Annotated in this window: 11 protein-coding genes; 3 read left to right on the forward strand and 8 right to left on the reverse strand. The window is 52.2% G+C overall.

All coding sequences use genetic code 11. The annotated features are described in order from the left end of the window. Window positions 1–7 precede the first annotated feature (7 nt). Window positions 8–994, reverse strand: coding sequence for a glycine N(alpha)-acyltransferase GlsB (gene glsB, locus BACHE_RS02375; RefSeq protein ID WP_013546106.1), 987 nt, complete (start codon window positions 992–994; stop codon window positions 8–10). Between the two features lie 44 nt (window positions 995–1038). After that, window positions 1039–1857: a lyso-glycine lipid O-acyltransferase GlsA gene (gene glsA, locus BACHE_RS02380; protein WP_013546107.1), complete on the reverse strand. Its 819-nt coding sequence runs from the start codon at window positions 1855–1857 to the stop codon at window positions 1039–1041. A 229-nt stretch (window positions 1858–2086) separates the two neighbouring features. Here glsA and BACHE_RS02385 point away from each other — a divergent pair, with 229 nt between their 5' ends. Continuing rightward, window positions 2087–2590, forward strand: a complete 504-nt coding sequence (locus BACHE_RS02385; RefSeq protein ID WP_013546108.1) for an RNA polymerase sigma factor — start codon at window positions 2087–2089, stop codon at window positions 2588–2590. A 157-nt stretch (window positions 2591–2747) separates the two neighbouring features. Here the strand turns inward: BACHE_RS02385 and BACHE_RS02390 are convergent, their stop codons facing one another. From BACHE_RS02390 to BACHE_RS02415, 6 genes are all read right to left on the reverse strand, one after another. Next, window positions 2748–4631 (reverse strand): alpha-L-fucosidase, encoded by a 1884-nt coding sequence (locus tag BACHE_RS02390; RefSeq protein ID WP_013546109.1) that lies wholly within the window; start codon window positions 4629–4631, stop codon window positions 2748–2750. A gap of 74 nt (window positions 4632–4705) precedes the next feature. Next, window positions 4706–7783, reverse strand: a complete 3078-nt coding sequence (locus BACHE_RS02395; protein ID WP_013546110.1) for a glycoside hydrolase family 2 TIM barrel-domain containing protein — start codon at window positions 7781–7783, stop codon at window positions 4706–4708. Window positions 7784–7823: 40 nt separating this feature from the next. After that, window positions 7824–10139: a glycoside hydrolase family 20 protein gene (locus BACHE_RS02400; RefSeq protein ID WP_013546111.1), complete on the reverse strand. Its 2316-nt coding sequence runs from the start codon at window positions 10137–10139 to the stop codon at window positions 7824–7826. Window positions 10140–10160: 21 nt separating this feature from the next. After that, the gene (locus tag BACHE_RS02405) at window positions 10161–11744 is read right to left on the reverse strand and encodes a sulfatase family protein (RefSeq protein ID WP_013546112.1); all 1584 of its coding nucleotides are present in this window, start codon (window positions 11742–11744) and stop codon (window positions 10161–10163) included. 103 nt (window positions 11745–11847) lie between these two features. Further along, window positions 11848–13683 (reverse strand): RagB/SusD family nutrient uptake outer membrane protein, encoded by a 1836-nt coding sequence (locus BACHE_RS02410; RefSeq protein WP_013546113.1) that lies wholly within the window; start codon window positions 13681–13683, stop codon window positions 11848–11850. A gap of 19 nt (window positions 13684–13702) precedes the next feature. Further along, window positions 13703–16918 (reverse strand): SusC/RagA family TonB-linked outer membrane protein, encoded by a 3216-nt coding sequence (locus tag BACHE_RS02415; protein ID WP_013546114.1) that lies wholly within the window; start codon window positions 16916–16918, stop codon window positions 13703–13705. 253 nt (window positions 16919–17171) lie between these two features. Here BACHE_RS02415 and BACHE_RS02420 point away from each other — a divergent pair, with 253 nt between their 5' ends. Continuing rightward, on the forward strand, window positions 17172–21074 hold the full coding sequence (locus tag BACHE_RS02420) for a hybrid sensor histidine kinase/response regulator transcription factor (RefSeq protein WP_013546115.1): 3903 nt from the start codon (window positions 17172–17174) through the stop codon (window positions 21072–21074). 301 nt (window positions 21075–21375) lie between these two features. Then, window positions 21376–21855: a division/cell wall cluster transcriptional repressor MraZ gene (gene mraZ / locus BACHE_RS02425; protein ID WP_013546116.1), complete on the forward strand. Its 480-nt coding sequence runs from the start codon at window positions 21376–21378 to the stop codon at window positions 21853–21855. Window positions 21856–21858 lie beyond the last annotated feature (3 nt).

The raw sequence follows: 21858 nt of genomic DNA on the forward strand, positions 1-21858 counted from the left end.
AGACGGGTCACTTGCTTTTGAAGATTACCTCATTGGCTCCTGAGGTGAGTTTGCACGCCTCCGGCTCGCTCTCGATGAACGACTGGATGTGGCGAATCCGCTTCTCGGCCAATATCTCATCCACCGCAATCAGGATACCGGTTTCCTCCACATCGCCGAAGCCATAGTTGATGGCTGTGCCGAACATGCGCATCGTGGGGCTGAGGCTCATGTAAGCGTTGACCAGCGGGGGGATGTTATAGCCCAGCCTGCGGATTTCGGAATTCAATATCTTATAGTCTTCCTTAAAGGTGCTCTTGCAGAACAAGGCCGCAAGTTCCTTCTCATCAGACTCCAGAAGCAGGGGCTTCATCGGAGTGATAAGATTGTCCTTGTCGGCGAAGTGCTTCTTCAGGAAATAGAGTATCATGTCACGTCCCTGGCGATGGTAACTGGGGTACATGGTCACCTTTCCAAAGAAGTATTTCACGTTGGGCATCACCACTGTCAGCGCTCCCAGCCCGTCCCACAGGTTATCGAGCGCGAAAAGGCCCTTGCTGTCGCTACGCGTGGACTGATATTCCAGCGTCACAAACGACCGGCCCAGTTCGATGGTGGTGGGAAGATACTCTTTCAAGAACTTGTCCGAGAAATTGAACATGTGCGCGGTGGCAAGTACCGGAGCACCCTGACCGTCCAGACGGACATCCGTGCCCAATATGTAGCGGTAACCGCCCAGTATGTCTTCGGCCTCCGGATTCCATACTATCAGTTGCTTGTAGGGATTGTCCATAATGTCATACTCGTCAATGTCCAGCGGCTTGCCCGTTCCTCCTCCCGCCGCACGAAACGCTATCTCGCGCAGACGTCCGATTTCCTTCATCGTATTGGGAGAGTCCTGGGCGGTGATGATGTATATCTGGTTGTGACTTCTGTTGGTCATCCGCAAACGCTTCTCCTCGGTCAACTCCGCTTTCAGCAGTTCCTTGCTTATCGGTGCAATAATATCTTCCATACTTCTTGAATTGAGTATCTTTATTTACTTTTTAATTTCTGAATTTATAATTTATATACGATATCTTTCACATACTGCGCCCATTGGGCAGGCGTCTTCGACTTATCGAAGGTCTGCCACGGGATGGGCTTCCCGATAGTGATGGTAAATGTTTTATGACGGTTCTTCAGCATCTCGTCCGCCAGATAAAGCATGGCGATGTTGAACTTGATGCCCAGCAGTTTGCAAAGATTGGCAAGATTGTAGAAAAAATCGGAATTCCGCCCTTCAAAGTGGACGGGAACCACGTCGCGGCGGGACTCCACGCTCTTCACAACGAATGTCTTCTTCCAATCCAGGTCGCGGATAACGCCGTTCTGCCTGCGGGAGCATAATCCGGCAGGAAACATGATCAACTGGTCGTCCGAGGCAAAGCCGGCCTCCACCATCTTAGGAAAGTCCTTGGCCTGCCTGCCCGTCTTGTTGATGGGGATGCACAGCGGAGCCAGCCCGCGCAGGTTCATCAGCAGGTCATTGACCATATACTTCACCTTGCCCTTGTAGAAGCTGCCCAGCACGTATCCCAGAGCCACACCGTCCTGACCGCCCAACGGATGGTTGGACACGAAAGTGCACAGCCCCCGGGAAGGCAGGTTCTCTTCCCCCTTCACCACGATTGCGGCATCCAGAAAATCAAGGCACGCCTTCAGGAACTCCACTCCGGTCTTGTCTTTCGACTCCTTCAAAAAGACATTCAGCTCTTCCTGATGCACAATCCGCTTCAGATAAGAAACGACAAACTTAGGGATGTACTTAAACTGCTTCGGGGCTTTTTCCCGAAGTATCTTGTCTATATCAATCAAAAATAAAGAGTCGTCCGCCATTCTTCTTTCGATAAAATGAATGCGCAAAATTAGCGCATCTTTTTAATTAATTGCAAGAAAAGGCAAGAAAACTGCACCCGAAATCTATCAAACAGCACCTAATATCTATCATTTGGCAATTTTCACCCTAAATAATGGTAAAAATCGGCCTGCCGGGAAGAAAGAACTTGCGTAAACTTGCAGATACATGAAACTAAACAAACAAGTAACGTTAAAACATCGCACATTTATGAACAGTATGACATTTACAAAGGATCTTGTCGGAGTGCAAGACGACCTGTTGCGCTTTGCATACAAACTGACCTCAGACCACGAAGAAGCAAACGACCTGCTGCAAGAAACATCCCTGAAAGCCCTGGACAACGAAGACAAATATATACCCGAAACCAACTTCAAAGGATGGATATACACCATCATGCGCAACATCTTCATCAACAACTACCGCAAGGTGGTGCGCGACCAGATCTTCATAGACCAGACGGACAACCTCTACCACCTGAACCTGCCGCGCGACGCCGCTTACGAAAATACCGAAAGCGCTTACGACCTGAAAGAGATGCGCCGCATCGTCAATGCCTTGCCGCGCGAGTACAAAGTGCCGTTCTCCATGCACGTGTCGGGTTTCAAGTACCGTGAAATTGCAGAAAAGTTGGGACTGCCCTTGGGAACGGTCAAGAGCCGCATCTTCTTCACCCGCCAGAAGCTGCAACAGGATTTAAAGGATTTCGTGTGACGGCGGAGAAGCCGCGCACTCCGGATTTTCTGCCTTTAGCAACCGGTTACCTGCATCTATATATGCAACGCGTTGCATATATAGATGCAGCACGCTGCGCATATAGATGCAGCACAGCCGCTAAATACCGGCGTTCAGCGTGTGCATCCGTGCCACGTCAGAAGCTGTCCTTTTCTACAAGAATACCCACTTCGGCAACAGAGACGCAAGACTTGCCGCTGATCTCGGCAAGCGGTTCCAGCTTGAAATAACGGGCAGGATATGTCTTGCCGAAACGCACGAAATAAGGAACGGGATTGTGCATGATATTACTGAACTCCCCGTTTGCGTCGCACCTGCTCCAAGACTTACCGTCAAGGCTGACATAGAAAGCATACTTATAAATAGTTCCCGTCAGGTCTTCAGCTTCCGCAGGAGTGTAGCAGAATCCGCCGACCTGCTGCTCCTGCCCCATATCCACCACCAGCGGCTCAAGGGCAGAAGCGCTCCACACCGTCTTCCGGTTTCCGTCGATGGCCATGCGGGCTTCTGCGCTTTCACCCACCACACGCCATCCGTCCGTAGCAATGTCACTCGTGCGCACTTGCGTGCCACTGTCCTCAAGAGGCTCGGCGTAGAAAAGGCCCACCGCAGAGATGTTTGCCACTCCACGGGCCGAACGGACGGTGACGCGGATGCGTTCCGGACGTGAATCGGAGAAACGGACAAGACGTTTATAGCCTACCGTTGTCCCTTCGGCCAAATGATGCCATGCACCGTCGTTGAAGGCTTCTACAAGGAAACTTTCCACCCGCTGTCCCTTCGAGATGTCTTCCTGTATCATGAAAGTATTCACAAGGGCTGCCTTCCGTACATCGTACAGGCGGGCCGCACCCGAAGCACCCTGCCATGCGGCATTCCCTTTCCGAACATAATTGCGGGCGAAGGTAGATTTCAAGTAATCAGAAAGTTCCTTTATCCGCTTCACGTCATTCTCGTGGATAAGGCCGCGCGTGTCGGGGGGGATATTCAGCAGAAGCACGGAGTTGTATCCCACGGACTTGAAATAGATGTCCGCCAGATGGGGCAACGACTTTACCTGGCTGTCCTGGTCGGCATGATAGAACCATCCCGGACGAATGGATACATCCACCTCGGAAGGATACCAGAACATCTCGCCGGCACGTGCCACGAGGTCGCGGCTTCCCAAGTCCCTGCCTGTTCCGCTGATGCCCAGTTCTTTGTTCTGCCTGTCTGAACGGGCATAGCTGCCGGGGGTAAGCACCGTGGCGCTCCATTCGGTTTCACGCCCGATACCCCTCTCGTTTCCTACCCAGCGCACGTCATCGCCCATGATAGCCGTAACGGCTTTGGGTTGCAGGCGGTGAATTGTCTTCAGGATGGCATCCCAGTCGTAAACTTGCTTCTTGCCGTTGGGACCTTCACCGTTGGCGCCGTCAAACCACACTTCATGCACTTCGCCGTAATTGGTAAGCAGCTCCGTGAGCTGCTCTATGAAAAAGCTGTTGTAAGCGGGAGAGTCACCGTAGCAAGACGCGTTGCGATCCCACGGAGAGAGATAGACACCGAACTTCATGCCATACTTCTTGCAGGCGTCGCGCAGCATGCGCACCACATCTCCCTTTCCGTCTTTCCAGGGTGACGAGGCTACAGAATGCCGGGTGGTCTTAGTAGGCCAGAGGCAGAAGCCATCGTGATGCTTGGCAGTGATAAGCGCCATCTTGAATCCGGCATCCCTGAGGGCACGCACCCACTGTTCGCAGTCCAGCGCCGTAGGATTGAAGACAGAGGGATCTTCGGTTCCGTCTCCCCACTCGCGCCCGGTAAAGGTATTCACGCCGAAATGCAGGAAGGCCGTCAGTTCCATCTGCTGCCATTCCAACTGTTGCGGGGTGGGAACCAGCCGGGAAGCCATGTCAAGCTTCCGGACGGCGGTGGCGCCTGCGGGAAAAGTCACATGCTTTTCAAAAGAGCGCTCCTGCGCCTGCAGTCCCGTGTGGACTGCAAGCAGGAGGCTGAAGGTCAGAAGAAAATGTTTCATGGTGTTTTTTTTAGTAAATGAGTAATCTTTTATTTCAGTGGCAAAGATACAATCATTATTTCAAAAGGCAATTATTATTTCAACGGACGGATAGAGAAGCGGAATGTAAACTCCCTGACCGGTATGCGGTACTGTGGCAATACGCCCGGCCCGCAGGTAGCCGTACCCACGCCCGTCTGCTCCGCATCCAAGTGAACCGTCAGCCTGCCTTCACGCTTCAACTGATTGATATGCGTGGCTGCATCCAGACATTTGTCGGTGAAGGGAATGACACTGAACTGGAACGGTGTGCTGCTACGGAAGTCCAGTCCGTAGCCTTCCTCGTCGGCAAGCTGCATCCAGCGCACATCCGTACGGTTGCCCGTGGCCTGAGGGCGGACATAGTAATGGAACATCCGTTCCACATCCGTATGGTGGATGCCGATGCGTCCGGAACAGTTGCGGTCAATGTATGTCTCATGGTCACCACGCCCCAGATAGCTTACCTTGCCATAAGTGTCGGGCATCTCGAAAGCGATTCCCACACGCGCCAATGAAGTCACAACGGCGGTGTCGGGCGCGAAACGCGTCTGCACCTCCAGCGTGCCGTCCTTCTTCAGCGTATAGACAAACGAGGCCGAGCCTATCCTGTCATTCTTCTCGTTCAGCAGCTCCACTTCGGCACGGCTGCCACGGGCAGTGCTCCTTACGGAAAGCGCACGCTGCTTCAGCTTGTCGAGTCCCGCCTTCTTCCATGCCCTTGCACCGCCTTGCCTTTCACGGTTGTCATTATCCGTCACAGGGCGATAGAGGCTCAATGCCACGGGCGACAGAAGATACTCATTGCCCTTGTATGTATAAGAGCGAAGACTGCCCGTTGCAGGGTCAACGTCTATCTTCACTTCACCCGAAAGCACAGGTTGCGGAACCTTATGGCCACGGTTGCCTGCAAGGACAAACTGGTCATACGCCACTTCGTGATCCGTCGCGATGAAAGGGGACGCATCGACCGGAGTCCAGCTCAGGTTAAGGTAAGCCTCACGGACATCGGCAGGCAGACGCACTGCGCCAAGCGACACTCTGACCGTGGTGTGCGGGGCGGCACTTACCCTGCGTGTTCCTCCGGCCAGTGTCTTCCCATTGTCGCCCACCACCTGCCAGTGCAATGTATAGGCATCGAGGTCGGTAAAGTCATACCAGTTCTTTATGCTTAAAGTCAGGTTTCCGCTGTCCTCCAAAGAGGTCTTGATGTACTGGAAGTCCTTCTTCACTTCAAGCAGGTGCGGATGCGGCTCACGCGCGGCGCTCACCAGCCCGTTGCAGCAGAAGTTGCCGAAGCTTGGCACGTTCTTCGGCCCGTAATCACCGCCGTAGGTCCAGTACCAGCGTCCGTCGGCGTCAACCTCACGGAACGACTGATCCACCCAGTCCCAGATACAGCCTCCCTGCACCATGGGTTCATTCTCAAACACATCCATGTATTCCTTCAGTCCTCCGCCGCTGTTGCCCATGGCGTGCAGGTATTCGGTCATGATGAAGGGACGGTAAACTTTCGGCTCCGTCTGCCGGGCGTATGCCTTCAGTTCTTCCACGCTGCGGTACATGCGGCAGTAGATGTCCGTATTGTAGTTCTGCTCGGCGCGTTCATACTGCACGGGGCGCGTGGGGTCAACAGACTTCATCCGGTCGTATGTCCGTTCAAAGTTGATGCCGTTTCCGGCCTCGTTGCCCAATGACCAGATGACGATGGCAGGATGGTTTTTGGATCGTTCGTACATCCGCAGCGTGCGGTCCATGTGGGCAGGCAGCCAGGTGCTGTCCTTGGCCAATGACGCGGGTCCGTAGCCCATTCCGTGAGATTCCACGTTCGCCTCGTCTATCATGTACAGTCCGTAGCGGTCGCACAACTGATACCAGTAGGGATGTGTGGGATAGTGCGAATTGCGCACTGTATTCAGGTTGTTCTGTTTCATCAGGCGGATGTCCTGCTCCATCAGTTCACGGCTGACGGTACGCCCCAGTTGTGAGTGCTCGTGGCGGTTGGCTCCCTTCACCAATACGGGCACACCGTTGATGCAGAACCTGCCGTCCCTGATTTCGGAAGTGCGGAATCCCACGTTGCAACCCGTCAGGTGTGTCACCCTCCCGGCATTGTCTTTCAGCGAAAGAACCAATGTATAGAGGTTGGGATGCTCGGCACTCCAGCGTTTCACATCCGGCAAGGATTCGGTGTCGAAGGCAAGGAAGTTGCTCAGGCCACGGCTCTTGATGCGCTGTTCCCTCTCCAGTACGGTCTTTCCGTCGGCGTCCAGCAGACGGTAGGCCAGAGAGGAAACACCGTCGGCACTGCCCTCCACGGTAGCTTCGAGGCCGAAGATGCCTTCGCGGTATTCTTTCTTGTCGAGCGAGGCGGTCACTTTATAGTCGGAGATGAACCGGCGGGGAGTGCTGTAAAGATATACGTCGCGCTCGATGCCACTCAGCCGCCACATGTCCTGACATTCCAGGTAAGAGCCGGCACTCCAGCGATATACTTCGAGAGCCACGGTATTCTCAACGCCGGGATTCACGTAGTCTGTGATATCCCATTCGGCGGGTGTCTTTGATCCCTGGTTATAGCCCAACCGATGGCCGTTCACCCAGATGTAGTAGAACGAAGTCACCCCTTCGCAGCAGATCACCACGCGGCGGCCGTTCCAGGCGGCAGGCAGGGTGAAAGTACGGCGGTAGGAGCCTACCTCGTTTTCCTTGTAGGGCACGAGGGGCGGATTCTTCTTGAAGTTGAACAGGGGGTCGTCAAATTCGTAGGTTTCGTTCACGTAGATGGGCGTACCGTAACCCTGCCGTTCCCAGTTTCCGGGCACTTGGATGTCTGCCCATCCTCCGGTGTAGAACGACGGTTTATAGAAATCTTTCGGCCGGAGATCCGGATTCTTCACCCAATGGAACTTCCACGTACCGTTCAGGCTCATGTAGCAGGGCGATTGTTCATAGTTGCCGTCGCGCACGGCAGAGGCTTCTCCATAGGGCCATACGTAGGTATGCGGCGCCAGTTTGTTCTGTCCCACGGCATACTGGCTCTGCCATTCGGGTTGCACGGTCTGCACAGTCTGTGCCATGACGGCGGCAGGGATGAAGCATGTCATCATCAAATGTAAAAAGGTTCTTCTCATGATAATTGTATTTAAGAGCTTATTCAATATTAATCGAGCGTCACTCCACCATCACTTCGTCAAAGTAGATGCGCGCCTCTTGTCCCGGACGTACATGGGTGGCGGGGCAATGGCCCGCACCGCACGCCACGATACGGACATAGCGTGCCGTGTGGTCTATGTCCAAAGTCACGTCCTCCTTGAAAGTGCCCTCGCGAAAGATGTCTGCTCCGTCAAAAGTCCGTTCCGCAGCCTTTCGGTAGTCCTTGTCGTCGGCCGAGAGCCATGCCTCTATCTTCGCAGGTTTGTGTGCCGCCATGCCGTAGTTGGTAATCGTGCCCAACGTCAGACGGCTCACCGCTTCGGGCTTCTCAAGGTCGATGGTGAAAGAAACGGTATCGTTCTTCGCCCACGAGCACCATTCGGAATCGGTATATTTCAGGCTTCCGCGCACACCGTTCACCAAAGTGTAAAGCCCGTTGGCTCCTGCTCCGCGTATCGGTTTGCCCGTGGCCTTGTTGCGGCCGACAGGCAACTCCAGCGTACATCCCATCTGCCTGCCGCCGGCAAAGGTGGCGGCCCGCAACGTGCAGGCGGCGTCAAAGAACAATTCTTTTGTGTAAAGGGCCGATTGCGCCGCGGGCATGCTTCCGTCGGTGGTATAGCGTATCTCCACATCGGGACGGATGCAATCCAGCGATACCTGCAAGCGTCCGTCCGCGGGTGTCACCGTCTGCTGTATATTGTACATGGAGCGCGCGCAGGTTATTCCCTTTGCCTCGACGTGTGCGTTGAGACGATCCATCGCCTTGAGGTACGAGGGCCAGTCTTTGCGTTCGGGCCTTGTCCATGCCACCTCCGCCAGTGCTGAAAGACGGGGGAAAAGCAGATAGTCCACATCATAGGGATTGTTGCAGAATTCCGTCCAGAGCGAAGCCTGCACACCCATCAGCAGCCGGCTGATGTCGGACGTCCACTCCTTCTGCACCGGCTCGTAGTCATACACGTCTTTCAGCGTGTTATTGCCGAAGTAAGTCAGTGGCTCAAACCATTGCGGCCCCTGATAGCGGATGAAGTAAAGTACGCGTGCGGGCGTCATCACAAAGCGATGTCCCTGCCGCGCTGCCTTCACCGCCGCCTGTCCGTAGCCCTGCCAGCCGAAGATGATGGCATCTTCGGGGATGTCGGTATTGGTCAGCTCGTCCCAGCCCATCACCTCACGCCCCTTGCTCTGCACATAGCGGGCCATGCGTGCCATGAAGTAGCCTTGCAAGGCTTCTTCGTCTTTCAGGCCTTCGGCCTTCATGCGGGCTTGGCACAAGGGGCATTCCTTCCAGTGAGTCTTCCAGGCTTCATCGCCGCCCAGATGGATGTAACGGGAAGGGAAAAGTTCAGCCACCTCGTCTATCACTCCCTGCAAGAAGCTGAAAACACTGTCATTGCCCGCACAAAAGATGATATCGGCATGGTTTCCGCCCAAGCCGGGAAGCACACCGATGAACTTGTCCACCACCGGGCAGGCCAGCAAGGGATAAGCCGCCAGCGCAGCATTGCTGTGGGCGGGCATCTCTATTTCGGGAATCACTTCTATGTGGCGTGCCGTGGCATACGTCACGATCTCACGGATGTCATCCTGCGTATAGAAGCCCTCTTCCACGGTGGGCTGTCCCTGACGGGGGTTGCGGCGTTCGGGAAAGGGCTTGTCACGGTGATCCACACGGCGTGAGCCAATCTTTGTAAGCAACGGGTAGCGCTTGATTTCAATCCTCCATCCGTTGTCGTCCACCAAATGCAGGTGCAGCTTGTTCAGCTTCATCATCGCCATGCAGTCAATGATGCGCAGCAGATTCTCCTTGGGGGTGAAGAAACGTGCCACATCCATCATCAGCCCCCGATAGCCGAAGCGCGGACTGTCCGTGATGGTCATGGCGGGTATCAGCCATTCGGTGTCGGGCTGTGCCACGCCGCCCTCTATCGCGGGCGGCAGCAGTTGCCGGATGCTCTGCAAGGCGTAGAAGAAGCCCTGTGCACCCGAAGCATGCACACGTATCCCTTTTGCCGTAACGGACAGGCGATAAGCTTCGGGGGGCAAAGCAGCATCGGTAAGCAGCCGCACCTCACCGCCCTTGCCGCCCACCTTCACACGGGGAGTGAAGCCTGCCGCACGGGTAAAAAGGGATGCAAACTGCCTGAGCTCCACGGCCTGCCTTTCATCTGCGGCAGTGAAAACGGTGTTGGCGGTAAAGCGGAAATATCCCGTACCCGGCACTATGCTTGCCGGGCAGGGAACGATGGAAAAAGGTTGTGTCAAGTTATCGGCCCGGACATTGCCCAGCATCAGCAGCAAGCAGCAGGCCAGCGAGTAGAGATATTTCATAAGGTCTTGTTTTCTGATTGGTTATTCCCGATCCCTCTCAGGAGAGAAGCGTACCGGATCATTATATTGCTCCTGAAGCGCAGCCAACTGCCCTTTCAGTTCTTCCACGGTCTTCTCCGTTCCCGGCTGTCCGTAAATGTTGTGCATCTCGGCAGGGTCGTTCCGGAGGTCATAGAGTTCCCATACATCGATGTCGTTGTAGAAATGAATCAGTTTGTAACGTTCGGTGCGTATGCCGTAATGGCGCTTCACCATGTGCTCGGCAGGATATTCGTAGAAGTGGTAGTACAGGGCCTTCCGCCATCCGGCAGGTTTCCCGCCTTTGAGCAACGGCAGCAGAGACACTCCCTGTATATCGTCGGGAACCTTCACACCGGCCAGTTCGAGGAACGTGGGCGCATAGTCTATATTCTGCACCATCTCGGTGATGTCTCCTTTCCGTTCAAAGCCCTTGGGCAAACGCATGATGAGAGGGGTGCGCATGGATTCCTCATACATGAAGCGCTTGTCGAACCATCCGTGTTCGCCCATGTAGAATCCCTGGTCGGAGGTATATACCACCAATGTGTTGTCGTCAAGCCCGGCCTTCTTCAGATAGTCGAGTACACGGCCCACGTTGTCGTCCAGTGACTTCACCGTCTTCATGTAGTCGCGCATGTAGCGCTGAAACTTCCAGTTGGCAAGCTCCTTGCCCTGAAGGTTCTGCTTGTAGAAGTCCTCTATGATGGGAGCGTAGAACTTATCCCATGCGGCACGCTGCGCCTCGTCCATGCGTCCGAGTATATTCTCGTACATGGTTTTCAGACGGCTCTTTTTGTCGGGGCGCAACATCTTGAGGTCATAAATCAGATCCATGTCCTTCACAATGCCCATCTCTTGTGCAGCGGCAGCCGGACGGCCTTCGTAGTCGTCAAAGAAATTGTCGGGCAGGGGAAATGTCTTGTCCTCGTAGAGTGACAGGTTGCAGGTGTCGGCCATCCAGTCGCGGTGGATAGCCTTGTGGTGTATCAGCAGGCAGAAAGGCTTCTCTTTGTCCCGCTTGCTCTCCATCCAGTCTATGGCGTCATCGGTGATAAGGGTGGTGATATAACCGTGCTTACGTATCGTGTCATTGTCTTGGGTGATGAAGTCCGGATTATAGTAGCTGCCTTGTCCGGGCACTATCTCCCAATAGTTGAATCCTGTGGGCAGGCTCTCCAGATGCCATTTGCCTATAACGGCCGTTTCATATCCCGCCTGTTGAAGCAGCTTGGGGAAGGTCTGCTGCGAAGCGTCGAACACACAAGTGGAGTTATCGTAGAACTTATTGGCGCAACTGTGTTTACCCGTAATCATGCAGGCACGGCTGGGGCCGCTCAGGGAGTTGGCCACAAAACTGTTGGTGAAGCGCACCCCGTCGGCAGCTATCCTGTCCAAATTGGGAGTTTCCATATAACGGCGGTCATAGCAGCTCATCATCTGAGCAGTATGGTCGTCCGTCATGATATACACGATGTTGTACTGTTTCTGTGCCTCTCCCTTTTTCTGGGAAGTGCAAGACGGCAGGGACGCCACGGTGGCGACGCCTGTCAGGGAATAGAGTAGGCCTGATTGTAAAGCATTCATAATTAAAGCAATTAATAAAAAATGAATAATAGATGCAGGGTTTAAAACAGCCCTGCATCCAAAATTTCTTCAAATCTATAAAAAGTATCTATAACCAAGCCCATCAATAGCCATAATTATTGTCACTATTGGTTATTCCGGAATTAGCGTCAATCTCACTCTGCGGAATAGGCAGCAGGAGATTCTTCTTCAAAAAGTCATCCGTCAGGTTTCCGCCGTTGAACAACTGGTCCAGCCAAGCATTGTTGGTCGATGCATAGCGTGCCTGTGAAGCCTTCGTGATCTCATGGTTGTTGTGATATTCCAACGCTTTCTTCAAATATTCCGTTCCACAGATACGAACCATCTCGTACATGTTCGGCTCACCGATGAACTCGAAGATGCGTTCGAAATAAAGTTTCTCCGTAACCTCGTCCTTGCCCAACGATGCCGGCCAGTCCTTGGGCTCGGAAGCAGTTCCCTTGCCGGAGTTGCGGGCACGTGCCAGCACTTCATTGGCCAATGATACGGCTTTCGCAGTATTGCCCAATTCGTTGTAAACGTCTGCCATCAACAGCAGCATTTCGGCATAGCGATAGACAATCAGATTCTTGTGGCTGCGTGTGCCCACCTGATTCTGGTCGTATAACTTCTGGAAAGCGGGCCAACTGTTCTGATTGCCTTCTTTGGCGAATTTCTCTGTCACAATGCGTGAAATTATCTGATTGTCCGGGCTTTCTCCATGAGTTTTCTCATAGTTAGCAAGCTCACTGACACTCGGATTCCTGGGATTGCTCAACTCTCCATAAGGCAATTTGATGAGGTGCTGTCTCGCTGCCACCACCTTGCCGTTCTTCGTGATGGAATCACCTTTCACGGTATAGGTGACATACGGATACAGATAAGTAGAGTCGTTTGCACAAAGTTCGTCGCCTACCATGGTTTTCGGATTCGCCTGATTGTTTCCGCCGCGTGTACGCCATCTGGTCTGGAAAGTCTCAGCGATACGGGGATCATCGGGATATGTGCCCTCCATCAAGTCGTAGATAGCCTTGGAAGCCCGATAAGTGCTCCATGAAATGCCGGTGGTGGAAAGAGAAGGCGCGAAACGATTGCAGGCACGATTGTAGATCACAGTGGACTCCGTAGTATAGTTCAACTGAAAAACAGACTCCTTGGAGCCACGTACATTGTCCGCAAAGAGACTGCCAAACTTGGGCTCCAACGCATAACCGCTATTCGCATATACATCATCGAACACGGCCTTTGCCTTCTCCAGATTGGCGGAGGTGTCTATTCCGAGACGGGCCATCTTGTGATAAACCTTGCCGAGATAGGCTTTGGCTGCCCAAGCATTGGCACGTCCGTCAACTTTCGTATCAGAAATGGCGGAAGCGTCTGTCAAATCGGCCACCACCTGCCTGAAAACATCTTCTTTCGGCGAACGGGCAATGGCAATACCTTCTGATGAAGATGCGATAGTCTTCAAGGGAACATCGCCAAACACAGTCGCCAGATTGTAATAAGCCACGGCGCGCAGAAACTTGGCCTCACCGCCATATTGTTTCTTCACATCGGCACTGAGCCCGCTTTTATCCAGGCTCTCAAGGAAAGCATTGACTTCGGCAATCACTTTATACATGCCCTGCCACGCGTAAGACACAAGCGAGTTGCTGACCGGAGTGTTCAGATTCACATTCACGTCCTGATCGCTGCCATTGTGATTGGCAAAACCGAATCCTGAAGCAGAAAGCATCACCTCCTGCCACATCTGTCCGTATCCGTTCGGTGCGGCCATGTATCCATAACATCCCAGCAACGCCAGTTCCGCATTGCTTGCAGAAGAGAATACAACGGATGAGTTCTGTGAATACAACGGCTTTTCATTCAGCAATGTATCGCATGATGTCAGCCCGCCAACCAGCACCAAGGAGCAAATATAGTATTTCAAATTTTTCATATTGTAATCGGTATTAAAGTTAGAAAGTAATGTTCAAACCAAAGATGAAGGAACGGGGAGTGGGATATGAGTTCATGTCTATGCCGGGACGCAGCCCGTCAAAGGCAAATGAGTTCACTTCCGGATTATATCCTGAGTAATCGGTGATGACGAAAGCATTCTTCACGGAAGCGAAGACGGAAGCATTCTGCATACCCACTTTGCGGATCAGTTGTTTGGGAAGCGTATAATTCAGCGTGATATCCTCACAGCGCAGGTAACTGCCGTTTTCCACATAACGATCCATTACCATATTCTGTACCTGATAGGTGGAACCGGGATAAAGGTTAGATTCGTTTTCGACAGTCCACATGCCTTGGTAAGCTTTCTGAGTGATGTTGTTGGAACGCTGTCCCGGGGTATTGATGTAACGGTTACCGGTATTCAGGATGTCACGTCCCTGCACGCCGATGAAAGCGGCAGACAGCGTAAGATTCTTCCAGGAAAGATTGGTCTGGAAACCATAGGTGAAGTCGGGATTGGGATTACCGATGATATCGAGGTCGTTCGTATCGATCACTCCATCTTCGTTTCGATCCACAAACTTCACATCGCCGGCCTTGGGAGCAGTGCCGTTTACAGTCTTATAATGAGCTACCGAACCGTCTTTCTTTGTGTATTGCACACCGTCGGCGCTCACATCGGCAGTGTGTACAATGCCATCCGTCACATATCCGTAGAAGAGCCCCGGAGCTTCACCGGCCAGGAAGATGTTTCCTACGCCAAAATGGTCGCCCAAGGAATTACCCAGATAACCTACACGCTCGCCCAAGGAGCCGAATGAGGTGGGCAGCAATCCCAAGTCGCCGATTTCACCCTTGTTCATGCCGAAGGTTCCCGACAGATTCCATTTCCAGTCTTTCACGTCAATGATACGTGCGTTCAAAGAGAGTTCAAAGCCTTTGTTAGTCAAAGAGCCCTGATTGTAATAAGTGGAAGAGAATCCGGCCGATCCCGGCAATGTCCTTGAAATGAGCAAATCGGTGGTCTTCTTCTGATATACATCCAATGTACCGGTCAGGCGTGATTTCAGAATGCCGAAGTCGATGCCGACATTCCATGAAGCTGTCTTTTCCCACTTTAAGCCGTTGTTGGACAAGTTGGTCACAATCATTGTGGAAAGGATATTGCCGTTGGATTCGGCATAAACGACATTTCCCGAAGCATTCTGCCCGTACATGGAGAATGTGGAATACGGATCAATGCTTTGGTTACCGGTGACACCATAGCTCAGTCTCATCTTCAACTGATCCACAAACGAAACATCTTTCATGAATTCTTCCTGCTCCATACGCCATGCCAAAGATGCGGAGGGAAAATAGCCCCAACGGTTGGATTTGACGAATTTGCTGGAACCGTCGGCACGCAGCGAAGCTGTGACCAGATACTTATCCAACAGGCTGACATTGACACGACCTAAGTAAGAAAGCAACTGATAGTCTTTCTGTACAGGTTGCTGATAATCTTTGGTTCCTGCCATGTGCATGCCATTTTCACGGAATTCGTAAGTTGTGAATTTTGTGCCAATCACATTCTTGCTCAAGAAATTGTAGTCTTCGTAAGTAACACCGGCGGTAGCGTCCAATGCGCCTATGGCGCCGAGTTTTGTATTGTAGTTCAGGATATTCTCCACAGAAAAATTATTCTTGTTCAAGTCTGTGGTTGCCAGATATCCGTTGTTATTCATACCTTGGTACAATTCCAGACCATACCAACGCTTGCGGTTGTTGATGTTTACGTTACCGCCTGCACGCAGATTGTAAGTAAGGAACTTGCTTATCTTCCAGGACAGATCCAAGCTTCCAAGAAAAGTCTTGTCGTCGGTCAAGTCCACATAGTCGTTCAGCCAACTGAAGACTGTAGTCCTGGTTTCATTAGAAAGGCTGGGATCATCCGCCGGCAGTTCAAAAGGAGCATAATCCAATGCGGTACGTGAAACGGCGCCCGTTGCACCACCCAAAGTATTGCCTCCGGCCATCATATCGTTCTGCCGCAGCGAACCTGCCAGCATCAGCTTCAGATCCACGGTTTTAGATAATGCCGTATTCAGGTTGGCGCGCAAGTCACCTTGCTTCAATCCGGTCTTTTTCACCGTACCGTTGATATCCTTAAAAGCTGCGGAAATATAGTAGGTAGTCTTTCCCGTACCGCCATTCAGGGACACAGAATAATTCTGCGAGAAAGCGGAAGTATAGATTTCCTTCTGCCAGTTGCGTTCGGACACCACACGATACGTTTCGGGATCATTGGGATCGTATTTGCTCAACGCGTCATTGAACACGTATCTCATTTCGTCGCCTACCTGATGGAAGGGAACGTCCTGCGAAGTTATTCTGGAGTTGATATATCCGGCATACTCGTTCAGATTTATCATCTTCAGCAGGTTGGCAGCATTGGCAATGGTGAAGTTGGCAGAGACGTTCACCTTTGCCTTACCTTCTTTTCCTTTCTTGGTAGTAATAAGGATTACACCATTGGCTCCGCGTGAACCGTAGATGGCGGTGGAAGAAGCGTCCTTCAGTACGGTGATGTCTTCAATATCCGCAGGGTTGAGAGAAGCAAGCGGATCCTGATTAATCTGGAAGTCACCCGAAATGCCCGAAGAAGCGAACTCTCCGGTAGAGGCTTGAGGGATGTTATCAATTACATAAAGTGGTTGGTTGTCGCCACGAAGTGAACTTGCGCCACGAATCGTGACCGACGAAGCGGCGCCCGGAGTAGAGGAAGCGGAACTGACCACCAGACCGGCAACCTTGCCACTCAACAAATTATCGACGGAAGATGACTTGGCAGCGTCATTGGCATCAGGCCTCACACTGCTCAAAGCCCCCGTAAGGTCGCCTTTACGAACATTGCCGTAGCCCACCACGACAACCTCGTCCAACAACCGGGTATCTTCTTGTAAAGTTACATTGATTACCTTCTTGTTTCCTACGGTGATTTCCTGCGATATATAGCCGATAAAGGAAAAAACCAACACGGATTTGGAACCGGGAACATCTACTTTATAATTACCGTCAATATCGGTAATCACACCCATGGCTGTTCCCTTTACCTGTACATTGACACCGGGTACACCTTCGTTGGTGCTGTCAATCACTTTACCTGTCACCTTTATATTCTGTGCCGTCACAGAGGCACTCGACATCAGGAAGAACAGGCATACCAAACATACATTCAACAATTTCTGTCTCATAGAATTAAATTTAAATAAAGACTTTTGTTAACTTTAATTTGAGGCAAATATAGAAGCGCTGTCAGACATGCGCTGTCTAAAAATCACTATTTTAAACTCCAATTTTGGCTATAAGTCCTTCTGCAGCGGGCAAATAGTCAAAACCGGAACTTAAAATAGCCAAAATTGGAGTCTCCTCCGGCAAGATTATACATTTTGTTTTGTTTCGTTCACGACAAAAGCCTACTTTTGTTCCGATCTTTTGCGTAAGCCCATGAAAAGAATTCTGTTAGCCGTACTGGTATCATTGCTGTCGCTGTTTCCACAAAGCAAGGCGGCAGGAAGCAAACAATATGCATTCCAACGAATAGACATACGAAACGGACTGTCTTATTCCGTCCGATGCCTGACCGTAAGCCATGACAAAGGTTACGTCTGGATAGGAACAAGATCGGGCATAGGCCGTTTTGACGGATATGAACTGAAGAAATACCTGCACGACAATGTCACCCACATCGTCGAAGACAAGGAGCACACCATCTGGGCCATCACGTCCAAAGGCCTATTCTACTACAACTATCAGAACGACGAATTTACGCAGGCACGCGACAACGACAACAATCCGGTACTCGCGTCTTCCATTTGCCTGTGGGCAGACGGTGTGCTGTTCGGCGGTAACGGAAAGCTATACAAACACAGTTATGCCGACCGCCGTACCAAGTATCTGTGCTCGCTGATGTCCGACAGTAAATACAATATCACCGGCTTGCAGAAATGGGACGACCGAACCTTGCTGTGCACCAACCGGTGGGGTCATGCGCTATTTACGGATATAGCCACCGGAAAGACCCGTCCCGTCCCCTTTGAGAGCAAAGGCCTGATGGCCACACTCATCGACGCCAAAGGTAATATATGGGTAGCGCCCTATCATCAGGGCGTGAAGTGCTATGACCGCAAGGGCAGACTGCTGCACTCATACCAGACGCAGAACTCTCCTTTAAGAACCAATGTCGTGCTCTCCCTGGCCGAATGCGACGGACAGATATGGATAGGCACGGACGGCGAAGGCATTTACATCCTGAATCCGGAAACCGATGCCATGTCTGCCTTGTCGCACGTTCCCGGAAATCCCTATTCATTGCCCGCCAATTCCATACTTTGCCTGTACGCCGATTCAAGCAACAACATGTGGGCAGGCAGCGTGCGGGGCGGCCTGATCAACATCAAGGAAGTAGGAATAAAGATTTATGCGGACGCCCTGCCGGGAATAGAATACGGGCTGAGCGAGAAAACAATCCTAAGCCTCTACCAAGGAGACGAAGAAGACATCTGGATAGGAACAGACGGGGGCGGAATAAACAGGTTCAATCCGCGTACCAAGAAATTCCACCACGTATTGCCCTCCTGGGGAGATAAAGTGGCTTCCATCACCGGAATGGACGAAAGGCAACTGCTGGTGTCGCTGTTCAGTAAAGGGCTCTTCTTTTTTGACAAGCAGACCGAGAGATACCGCCCGCTGGTCATCGTCAACGACAGCATCAACTCCCTGCTGTGCCAGCAGGGAAAAGCCGTAAACCTGTTCCGGAACACTGCCGAAACCGTGCTGTTGCTGTCTGAACTGCCTTACAGCTACAATCCGGCGCGGAAAGAATTCACCCCCATAGGCGGAGATGTCAAAAATATCATCGGAACCATCCTGCCCATATACAGCGACGGCATGGTGACCTATATGCACGACTTCAAGCACATCTATCGCATAGATGCCCGCAACAACAGGCTTCAGACATTATACAGTTGCCAGGGAGACACCACGCTCAATTCCGTCTCCGCCGATGAAAACGGAACTTTCTGGATAGGAAGCAACCACGGGCTCAGCTACTTCTCGCCCGCAAAAAAGAAGCACGCCTGCATCCCCAACAGCCTGATAAGCGAAATCACCTCGATAGTCTGCGACAAACGGGGACGCGTATGGATAGGGACAAACGACAAGCTTTTCGCCCATCTGGTTTATGAAGGAGAATTCATCCTCTATGGAGAGCCGGACGGAGTAATCCCCAATGAATATCTGGAAAAGCCGCGCCTCCTGTCTCTACAAGGCGATGTCTATATGGGGACTGTAAACGGATTGCTCTGCATCAACAAACACCTTCCCCAAGACGAGACCTCACCACCCGTACTTGAACTGGCGGACATCCTGATAGGCGGAGAACGGATGAACAGCCTGATCATCGGTAAACGCAGCCTGCAAGTGGGGGAACAGAGCCGGCCCATTTCCATAAAAATCATCGCCCACGACAAAGACATCTTCCGTAAGCCCATCTACCGATACACACTGCGGGGCATGGAGGGACAAGTGACTTACTCCTACCTGCCGGAACTGACACTGAGCAGCCTTCCGGCCGGAACCTATCAGGTAATGGCGGCCTGCAGCACACGCACAGGCGGATGGACAGACGATTATCAAATCATGGAACTGACAGTGCTTCCGCCCTGGTACAAATCGGGATGGTTCGTGGCATGCTGCATCCTGTCGGCCGCCTCGTGCACCGCCCTCATCTTCTTACTGCTGCTGCGCCGCAAAGAGAACAAGCTGAAATGGGCGATGAAGGAGCACGAGCAACAGGTATATGAGGAAAAGGTGCGCTTCCTCATCAACATCAACCACGAACTGCGCACACCGCTGACGCTGATACATGCTCCGCTGAGGCAGTTGCTGGACTCGCTGTCGCCCGATGACGATAAATACCGGACGATACAAAACATCAGCCGGCAGTCGGGGCGCATGAAGAAACTCCTGGACATGGTGCTGGACGTACGCAAGATGGAAGCCGGGCACAGCACACTGAATGTGGAAACCGTGGAACTGAATCCCTGGATAGAGCAGCTTCTCGCAGACTTCCGGCCGGAGGCCGACATGAAGCACATCTCCATAGTATATCAACCTGACAATGAAGCGGAAAGCCTGCAATTCGACAAAGAGAAATGCACCACCATACTGATCAACCTACTGATCAACGCCCTGAAATACAGTTCCGAGAACCGGCGGATATACATAGCCACAAGCCTGTCCGACGACAAGACCCGCCTGCGCTTCTCCGTCTCCGACGAAGGCCCCGGCCTGAAGGGAACGGACATCGACAACCTGTTCACCCGGTTTTACCAGGGCAACAACAGCCGCCCCGGAACGGGCATAGGCCTTTCATACTCCAAAATCCTGGCCGAACAGCACGGCGGAAGTATAGGCGCATACGACCACGGCGACATGCCCGGAGCCACTTTCTGGTTTGAACTGCCAAGAGACTTGCAACCCGGCAAAGTGACGTTGCAGCCCCGCCCCTATCTCAACGAGCTGCTGGCTCCCACACAAGAGACAGAGAGCACTCCCGGCGGAATGCCCCGCAAAGAGGATACCCAGGGGCGCACACTGCTCATCGTGGATGACAACAAGGACCTGACCGAATATCTGTCCGCCGCCCTCAAAGGCTGTTTCAAAGAAACAAAAGTGGCATACGACGGTGAAGAGGCCCTGAAGATTTGCCGTGAATCACCCCCGGACGCTGTTGTCAGCGACATCCAGATGCCGCGCATGAACGGCTATGAGCTGTGCAAGCAGATCAAAGAAGACCTGAAGATAAGCCATATCCCCGTCATACTGCTCACAGCCCGCAACGATGAAGAAAGCCAGATCTTCGGCTACAAGAACGGCGCAGACGCCTATCTGACCAAACCGTTCGATGTCAACATGCTGTACATCACCATACACAGCCAACTGAAGAACCGGGAACGGATGAAAGTGCGCTATGCAGGTGCACACACACCGCCACCACCCCAAGAAAGCACATTCAGCGCAGCAGACGAGAAATTCCTCAATCTGCTGAACAAACTGATAACCGACAATCTCGCCGAAGAACGGTTGAGCGTCCCTTTCCTATGCTCCGAATTAGGAGTCAGCCGATCATCCCTTTACAACAAGCTGAAGGCGCTGACCGGCATGGGAGCGAACGACTACATCAACAAGATGCGTATAGGCCGTGCCGCCGAACTGCTGACCGGAAGCACATTGAGCATCAATGAGATTGCAGACCGTACCGGCTTCTCCACCCCACGCTATTTCAGCACGGCATTCAAGCAAAGCATGGGATGCCCCCCTACGCAGTACAGGGAAGAAAACTCATAAAAAAAAGAACGGTTTTCGCTCCCAGAACTTTCGCTCTATACCGCCAATGCTGCATCTATATATGCAACGCGTTGCATATATAGATGCAACAGATTGCATATATAGATGCAGCCGCGAAGTATATACAGCCACAAGCACCGCAATCCCCCACTACCAAAGCCTCACAGCACACCGTTCATTTTCAAAGGAATAAGCTATAAACAGGATGTTGAAAACTTCTCTGCAAGTTTTTTGTTAAAAGCTTGTGGGGAATTGTGGGGAAATGTGTACTTTTACAGTCGTTTATTATAATAATGTGACGATGATACAGTTCTTAGGTAATATAGAAGCCCGGACGGATGCAAAAGGAAGAGTTTTCATCCCCTCCTGCTTTCGGAAGCAACTGCAAGCCGCTTCGGAAGCAAGGCTGATATTGCGCAAAGACGTGTTTCAAGATTGCCTTGTGCTCTATCCTGAAAGTATCTGGTTCGAGACACAAAACCAGCTCCGAAGCAGGCTGAATAAGTGGAACGCCAAACAGCAGGCCATTTTCCGGCAGTTCGTAAGCGATGCGGAAATCGTGATTCCCGACGGAAACGGACGCATCTTGCTGCCCAAACGCTACCTGCTGATGACGGGCATCCAAAACGAAGTGCGTTTCATCGGGATGGACAACACCATCGAAATCTGGGCCAAGGAGCGTGCCGAACAACCCTTTATGACGCCCCAAGAATTCAGCGAGGCATTGCAGGACATATTGGGAGGAAACCCGCCCGAAAGCGAAGAACCGGGCAACGAATAATCA

The sequence above is a fragment of the Bacteroides helcogenes P 36-108 genome (assembly GCF_000186225.1).
In the GTDB taxonomy this organism is placed as follows: Bacteria; Bacteroidota; Bacteroidia; order Bacteroidales; family Bacteroidaceae; genus Bacteroides; species Bacteroides helcogenes.

Excerpts from the sequence above, each read along its gene's own strand:
- glsB (WP_013546106.1), bottom strand. The coding sequence starts at position 994 with ATGGAAGATATTATTGCACCGATAAGCAAGGAACTGCTGAAAGCGGAG.
- glsA (WP_013546107.1), bottom strand. The coding sequence starts at position 1,857 with ATGGCGGACGACTCTTTATTTTTGATTGATATAGACAAGATACTTCGG.
- BACHE_RS02385 (WP_013546108.1), top strand. The coding sequence starts at position 2,087 with ATGAACAGTATGACATTTACAAAGGATCTTGTCGGAGTGCAAGACGAC.
- BACHE_RS02390 (WP_013546109.1), bottom strand. The coding sequence starts at position 4,631 with ATGAAACATTTTCTTCTGACCTTCAGCCTCCTGCTTGCAGTCCACACG.
- BACHE_RS02395 (WP_013546110.1), bottom strand. The coding sequence starts at position 7,783 with ATGAGAAGAACCTTTTTACATTTGATGATGACATGCTTCATCCCTGCC.
- BACHE_RS02400 (WP_013546111.1), bottom strand. The coding sequence starts at position 10,139 with ATGAAATATCTCTACTCGCTGGCCTGCTGCTTGCTGCTGATGCTGGGC.
- BACHE_RS02405 (WP_013546112.1), bottom strand. The coding sequence starts at position 11,744 with ATGAATGCTTTACAATCAGGCCTACTCTATTCCCTGACAGGCGTCGCC.
- BACHE_RS02410 (WP_013546113.1), bottom strand. The coding sequence starts at position 13,683 with ATGAAAAATTTGAAATACTATATTTGCTCCTTGGTGCTGGTTGGCGGG.
- BACHE_RS02415 (WP_013546114.1), bottom strand. The coding sequence starts at position 16,918 with ATGAGACAGAAATTGTTGAATGTATGTTTGGTATGCCTGTTCTTCCTG.
- BACHE_RS02420 (WP_013546115.1), top strand. The coding sequence starts at position 17,172 with ATGAAAAGAATTCTGTTAGCCGTACTGGTATCATTGCTGTCGCTGTTT.
- mraZ (WP_013546116.1), top strand. The coding sequence starts at position 21,376 with ATGATACAGTTCTTAGGTAATATAGAAGCCCGGACGGATGCAAAAGGA.